Source organism: Sphingomonas segetis, from assembly GCF_009720245.1.
In the GTDB taxonomy this organism is placed as follows: domain Bacteria; phylum Pseudomonadota; class Alphaproteobacteria; order Sphingomonadales; family Sphingomonadaceae; genus Sphingomicrobium; species Sphingomicrobium segetis.
In genome coordinates this window covers 23,955-30,239 of record NZ_WJSQ01000011.1, presented here as the reverse complement: position 1 = coordinate 30,239, position 6,285 = coordinate 23,955, and the positions used below count along the sequence as shown (strand labels likewise).

Genomic DNA, 6,285 nt, shown 5'->3' with positions numbered 1-6,285 from the left:
CGGGGTCGGCGCGTCAGATCGCGCAGACGGTCTCGGCCACCGCGATGGTCTGCTACACGAGCTCGGGCGCGACGGCGCGCCGGATCGCGCGCGAGCGGCCGCCGGTCCCCTTGCTGGCGATGAGCCCGTCGCTGCACACCGCGCGCAGGATGGGCCTGCTGTGGGGTGTGTATGCGGTCCATTCGCGCGACGTCGGGAGCTTCGAGGAGATGGTCGAGAAGGGCAAGCGCATGGCGCTGCGCCACAAGATCGCCGGCGGCGGCGACCGAATCGTGCTGATGGCCGGAATTCCCTTCGGAACGGCAGGATCGACCAACGTGCTCCATGTCGTGCGGCTGAGCGGCGACGAGCTCGAGCGTTACCAGGCGAGCAAAGGTTTAGCGGGGCAGTAGCCCTGGCACTTCGCCGGCGATCTCTCGCGCGAGGAAACCGAGCGGCCCGATTTTCTTCGCCAGGCGCGCACCGGCTTCGCCGTGGAGCCACACCGACCACAGCAAAGCGCTGAGCGGCTCGGCGCCTCGCGCGAGCAAGCCGCCGACGATGCCGGCGAGAACGTCGCCGCTGCCGGAAACGCCGAGCCCGGGTGCGCCGCCTCCATAGGTCCAGCATTCGCGTGCAGGGGTGACGACGTGGCTGGTCACGCCTTTCACGAGCACGACCGAGCGGTACAGCTCCGCGGCCCGCATGCCGCAGCCGATCGGGTCTTCGTCGACATGCTTCGGCTCGCATTCGAGCAGGCTCGCAAGCTCGTCCGCATTGGGCAGAAGGATCGGCAGGGACGAGCGGTCGATCGCGCGCTCGTGCAGCGGCTCGAGGGTCTCGAGAAGCGCTACATCCAGCGCGAGCGCCGCCTCGCTTTCGAGCAGCACATCGGACAGACGCTTGCACAGGTCCGAGCGCCTGACCCCCGGGCCGGCGACAACGGCGTCGACTTCCTGAGCCAGCTCTTCGATGCGATCGACGGCGCCGCCTGCAAATCCGCCATCGTCCGCTTCGGGCAAGCCGAAGACCATCGCTTCCGGCATGGCGACGGCCAGCGGCATCGCGCCGCTTTGGACCGTCGCGATCCAGAGCTTGCCCGCGCCCGCCCGCATCGCCGCGGTGGCAGTCAGCAGCGCCGCGCCGGGCACGTCGCGGCTGCCGGCTACCACCAAGATGCGCCCCTTGCTCTCCTTGCCGCCGTCGACGACGGGCGGAAGCGGATGCTCGTCGAGCGCGCTTCGGTCGAGCGCCGTTCCGCTCATCGCGTGCCCGTCACCGCATCGCGGGCGGAGGTCTTCGGCGCGCCCTCGGCTTCGAGCGGCACGCCGTAATTCCACCGGCCGAGCTCGGGGACGCACAGCCCCTTTGCATCCGGGTCGAAGCGATATTCCGCGATCCCGCAGTTGAGCACCTCGGACTGCTTGTCGATCGCGAGGATCTGCGCCTCATCCAGCTCATCGAGGATGTAGCGGAAGCACAGCACCACGACCTGGTGGCAGACGATCATCACGCGGCGGTCGCAATAATGCAGGTTGATGGTGTTGAGCATCGACCGGAGCCGCAGGATGACGTCGGCCCAGCTCTCGCCGCCCGGCGGGCGGTGGTAGAATTTGCCGAGCCGGCGACGGTGCGCGGCTTCCTCCGGGAAGCGGTGGCGGATGCCGGCGGTGGTCAGCCGGTCGAAAATCCCGAACTCGCGCTCGCGCAGCCGTTCGTCGACGATCGTATGGCCGGGGCCGCCGGCAAGCGCGCCCTCGCGGCAGATGATTTCGGCGGTCTCCTTCGCGCGCACGTAGGAAGAGGACAGGATCAGCTCGGGCCGCTCGCCGCGCGAAAGCGATGCGAACCAGCGGCCAGCGGCCCGTGCCTGCTCGCGACCGAGGTCGGACAGCGGCACGTCGACGTCGCGCATGTCGATGTCGATCTCGTGCGCGCCCGCCTCGTCGGCGGCGTCGCGCGCGACATTGCCCTGGCTCTGGCCGTGCCGGACCAGCCACAAGCGCTCCGGCCAATTTTGCCGCGTCCTCGCCATTCAGAAAGGCTGAAAGCGCGAGCGCGAATATTGTGCCGCGGGCTTTTGCTCAGCGGCGATCGTTGTCGGCGGTCATTCGGCCGCAACCGCGATCGGCTGCGGCCGATGCCGTTTTCGTTTTTCGTCGATCCTTCGGAACGCCGCCAGCGCCTGGCCGACGATCTGGTCCATGTTGTAGTAGCGATAGGTCGCGAGGCGGCCGACGAAGGCGACGCCCTCGGTCGAATCCGCGAGCGCCTCGTAACGCTTGTAGAGCGCCTGGTTCTCGGGCCGCGGGATCGGGTAATAAGGATCGCCCTCGGCCGAAGGATATTCGTAGGTGATCGTCGTCACCGGCGCGTCCTGGCCGGTCAAATGCTTGTACTCGCTGACGCGGGTGTAGGGCACCTGCGGGTCGGGATAGTTCACCACGGCCACGGGCTGGTGCCGTTCCTCGTCCAGCGTCTGGTGGTCGAACTTCAAACTGCGGTAGGGCAGCCGGCCGAAGCGGAAGTCGAAATATTCGTCGATCGGCCCGCTGTAGATGATGTGGTCCGCAAGTTCATGCGCGCGGGGCTTCAGCTCGGCGAAGTCGACGCCGGTCCGGACCTCGATCAGCGGATGGTCAAGCATCTTCTCGAACATCTTCGTGTAGCCGTGGAGCGGCATCGCCTGGAAGCTGTCGGTGAAATAGCGGTCGTCGGTGTTGGTCCGCGTCGGGATGCGGCTGGTCACCTGCTTGTCGAGCTCGCTCGGGTCGAGGCCCCACTGCTTGCGCGTGTAGCCCTGGAAGAACAGCTCGTAGAGCTCGCGCCCGACGGCGTTGATCACGACGTCTTCGGAGGTCTTGATGTCGTCGACGGGCTCGGCGCGAGAGGCGAGATAGTCGGCCGCCTCCTCGTCGGTCTTCAGGTCCAGCCCGAACAACTCGTTGAGCGTCGTGCGGTTGATCGGGATCGGCACCAGCTTGTCGCGCACCATCGCGCGCACGCGGTGCTCGTAGGGACGCCACTCGGTGAACTGCGAAAGATAGTCCCGCACCTGCTCGCTGTTGGTGTGGAAGATGTGCGGGCCATATTTGTGATAGAGGATCCCAGCCTCGTTCGGCTCGTCATAGGCGTTGCCGCCGACGTGCGGCCGGCGGTCGATCAGAAGCACCCGCGCGCCATGCTGCGATGCCAGGCGCTCAGCAAGAACGGAGCCGGCGAACCCGGCTCCGACGATCAGATAGTCATAGCGGCTGTTTGCCGCCTCGGGCGGCGCGCTCATTCCGCGGCCACCAGCAAAGCACCCGCATTCGCGCCGGCCCGCGTGCCGAGAACGTCGGCCATCAGCCCGGCCATGCGTGCCTGGGTCGTGTCCCAGCTCGATGCGGAGAGGGTGAGGTCGGCTTCCGCCAGCCAGCCGCTCTCGGGGTGGCGCGACAGCTCCATCGCCTCGTCGCACGCGGCAACGAACTCGTCGGCAGTGGACGCGATCTTAACGCCTTCGAGCTGGCCGTAATGGCGAACCACGTCCCTGATCGGGGTCGAGACCACCGGCTTGCCGCCGGCGAGATATTCGGGCGTCTTGGTCGGCGAGATGAACTGCGTCGATTCGTTCATCGCGAACGGCATCAGCGCAACGTCCCATCCGGACAGATAGCCGGGCAGTTGCTGGTAGGTCTTCGATCCGAGATAATGGATGTTCGACCGCCGCGGCAGGTCCTCCTCGCTGATCTTCACCACCGGGCCGACCATTACGAACGACCAGTCGGGACGCATCTCCGCGGCTTTCGCAAGCAGCTCGGTGTCGAAGCGCTCGTCGATCACGCCGTAGAAGCCGAGCCGCGGCTTGGGCAGGTCTTCCTGGTCGGCGGGATCGAACTGGCGCGCGCGCGCCTTGCAGAAATGGGCGCGATCGACGGACGAGGGGAAGCAGTGGACGTTGTCGTGGCGGTCCTTCTTCGCCTCGAACAGGCTGGAGCCGCCGGTGAAGACGATGTCGGCACGGTCGATCAGCTCCTGTTCGAGGTCGAGCAGCTTTGCGGGCGCGAACTTGAACTTGCTGAGCTCGTCCATCGCATCGAAGACCGTGACATCGGGCTCGAGATGCCGCGAGAAGGGCAGCATCATCGGCGTGTAGTACCAGGTGACGATCGGCCCATGATGCGATGCAAGATGCGCGTCGAGCAGGCGTTTAAGCGTCGCTTCGCGCGCGTCCTGCGGCATTCCGTTGGGGAGGTGGGGGACGATGATCCGGACGTTCCGACCATCCTCGTCGTCGCGCACCTGGAGGAAGGGGATCTCGTTGGCAGCGATGTCGAGCGGCTCTTCCCAGTAGATGAGGTTCATTTCCCGGGCGAAGCGGCTCATCAGATGCTGCGGCCGCTGGAACACGAAGTTCCACCGCAAGTGCGAAAAGCAGATCAAAGTTGCGGGTTCAGGATTTGGCGCCGAGGGCTCGGCTTCCACTTCCACTGGCACCCCGACGCGAGTCAGCATTTTCCGTTCAACCTCCGTGTTGTGTTTGCCCACGGGATGAACGGGGAGACTCGCATTACGGTTCCGCAATCTTGCGCTGGATTAACCGAAACTCAGCGATGTTGCAGTGCAGCAATCGTCAATCCGCCCGATTGACCCGACGAAGCGTGCGTGGGAGGAACTTCGACCTTCCTTAGATGGGGACGAAACGCCGAATGGCAACCACGATCGAAGAGCTCGAGAAGCGGCGCGAGCGGGCGCGGCTCGGCGGGGGCGAGAAGCGCATCGCGGCGCAGCATGCCAAGGGTCGTTTGACCGCGCGCGAGCGGCTCTCGGTCCTGCTCGATCCCGACAGCTTCGAAGAATATGACATGTTCGTCGAGCATAATGCGATCGACTTCGGAATGGCGGAGCAGCGCATCCCGGGCGACGGCGTGGTCACCGGGTCGGGCACGATCAACGGCCGGCTGGTTTACGTCTTCGCGCAGGATTTCACCGTGTTCGGCGGAAGCCTGAGCGAGCGCCACGCGCAGAAGATCTGCAAGGTCATGGACATGGCGATGAAAGGCGGCGCGCCGGTCATCGGCCTCAACGACTCGGGCGGCGCGCGAATCCAGGAAGGCGTCGCCAGCCTCGCCGGCTACGCCGAGGTGTTCCAGCGCAACGTGCTCGCGTCCGGAGTCATTCCACAGATCAGCCTGATCATGGGCCCGTGCGCCGGCGGCGCCGTCTATTCGCCGGCGATGACCGACTTCATCTTCATGGTGAAGGATTCGTCCTACATGTTCGTCACCGGCCCCGACGTGGTGAAGACCGTCACCAACGAGGTGGTGACGCAGGAAGAGCTCGGCGGGGCGGTCACGCATACGACCAAGTCGGGCGTTGCCGACAATGCGTTCGAGAACGACATCGATGCTTTGCTGGCGACGCGCGAGTTCTTCGACTTCCTGCCTTTGTCGAACCGCCACGACCTGCCCGAGCGCCCATGCGAGGACCCCGCCGACCGCATCGAGGAGAGCCTCGACACGCTGATCCCGCCGTCGGCCGCGACGCCTTACGACATGCACGAGCTGATCCGGAAGGTCGCCGACGAGGGCGATTTCTTCGAATTGATGCCTGCGCACGCGCCGAACATCCTGATCGGGTTCATCCGCATCGAGGGGCGGACCGTCGGCGTCGTCGCCAACCAGCCGATGCGGCTCGCCGGCGTGCTCGACATTAATTCCTCGAAGAAGGCGGCGCGGTTCGTGCGCTTCTGCGACGCGTTCGACATCCCGATCCTGACCTTCGTCGACGTGCCCGGCTTCCTCCCCGGAGTCGGGCAGGAGCACCACGGGATCATCAAGCACGGCGCGAAGCTGCTGTTCGCTTATGCCGAGGCGACGGTGCCAAAGATCACGGTGATCACGCGCAAGGCCTATGGCGGCGCCTACGACGTCATGGCCTCCAAGCATTTGCGCGGCGACCTCAACTATGCCTGGCCGACCGCCGAGATCGCGGTGATGGGCGCCAAGGGCGCGGTAGAGATCATCTTCCGCAAGGACGCCAAGGACGCGAAGATTATCGCCAAGCGCACCGCCGAATATGAAGAGCGCTTCGCCAACCCCTTCGTCGCGGCGAGCAAGGGATTCATCGACGAGGTGATCATGCCGCATTCGACGCGGCGGCGGGTGGCGATGGGGTTACGCAAGCTCCGCAACAAGCAGCTCGAGAATCCGTGGAAGAAGCATGACAATATTCCGCTCTAGAGCAGCGGCTATTCTGGGCGTCCTTGCCATTGGTAGTTGCGCCAAGGCCCTTCCACCAGCAGCAGATGATTGTCCCAAGCAA

Annotated in this window: 6 protein-coding genes; 2 read left to right on the top strand and 4 right to left on the bottom strand. The window is 65.5% G+C overall.

All coding sequences use genetic code 11. The annotated features are described in order from the left end of the window. Positions 1–392, top strand: a 392-nt coding sequence (locus GH737_RS02280) for a pyruvate kinase alpha/beta domain-containing protein (protein WP_275401940.1), incomplete at its 5' end; no start/stop codon positions are given. Here the strand turns inward: GH737_RS02280 and GH737_RS02275 are convergent. From GH737_RS02275 to GH737_RS02260, 4 genes are all read right to left on the bottom strand, one after another. Then, on the bottom strand, positions 378–1,244 hold the full coding sequence (locus tag GH737_RS02275) for an NAD(P)H-hydrate dehydratase (protein WP_155263241.1): 867 nt from the start codon (positions 1,242–1,244) through the stop codon (positions 378–380). The two genes, GH737_RS02280 and GH737_RS02275, sit on opposite strands and share 15 nt — an antisense overlap. After that, positions 1,241–2,014 (bottom strand): histidine phosphatase family protein, encoded by a 774-nt coding sequence (locus GH737_RS02270; protein ID WP_155263240.1) that lies wholly within the window; start codon positions 2,012–2,014, stop codon positions 1,241–1,243. Before GH737_RS02270 ends, GH737_RS02275 begins: the two co-directional genes overlap by 4 nt. Positions 2,015–2,086: 72 nt before the next feature. Continuing rightward, positions 2,087–3,262 (bottom strand): UDP-galactopyranose mutase, encoded by a 1,176-nt coding sequence (gene glf / locus GH737_RS02265; RefSeq protein ID WP_155263239.1) that lies wholly within the window; start codon positions 3,260–3,262, stop codon positions 2,087–2,089. Next, entirely contained in the window at positions 3,259–4,371 is a 1,113-nt protein-coding gene (locus tag GH737_RS02260; RefSeq protein ID WP_230558579.1) for a glycosyltransferase, read from the bottom strand. Before GH737_RS02260 ends, glf begins: the two co-directional genes overlap by 4 nt. A 299-nt stretch (positions 4,372–4,670) precedes the next feature. On the opposite strand from GH737_RS02260, the gene GH737_RS02255 reads away from it, so the two are divergent. Beyond that, positions 4,671–6,203, top strand: coding sequence for an acyl-CoA carboxylase subunit beta (locus GH737_RS02255; RefSeq protein ID WP_155263237.1), 1,533 nt, complete (start codon positions 4,671–4,673; stop codon positions 6,201–6,203). The last annotated feature ends 82 nt before the right edge of the window (positions 6,204–6,285 follow it).

Excerpts from the sequence above, each read along its gene's own strand:
- GH737_RS02255 (WP_155263237.1), top strand. The coding sequence starts at position 4,671 with ATGGCAACCACGATCGAAGAGCTCGAGAAGCGGCGCGAGCGGGCGCGG.
- GH737_RS02270 (WP_155263240.1), bottom strand. The coding sequence starts at position 2,014 with ATGGCGAGGACGCGGCAAAATTGGCCGGAGCGCTTGTGGCTGGTCCGG.
- GH737_RS02275 (WP_155263241.1), bottom strand. The coding sequence starts at position 1,244 with ATGAGCGGAACGGCGCTCGACCGAAGCGCGCTCGACGAGCATCCGCTT.
- glf (WP_155263239.1), bottom strand. The coding sequence starts at position 3,262 with ATGAGCGCGCCGCCCGAGGCGGCAAACAGCCGCTATGACTATCTGATC.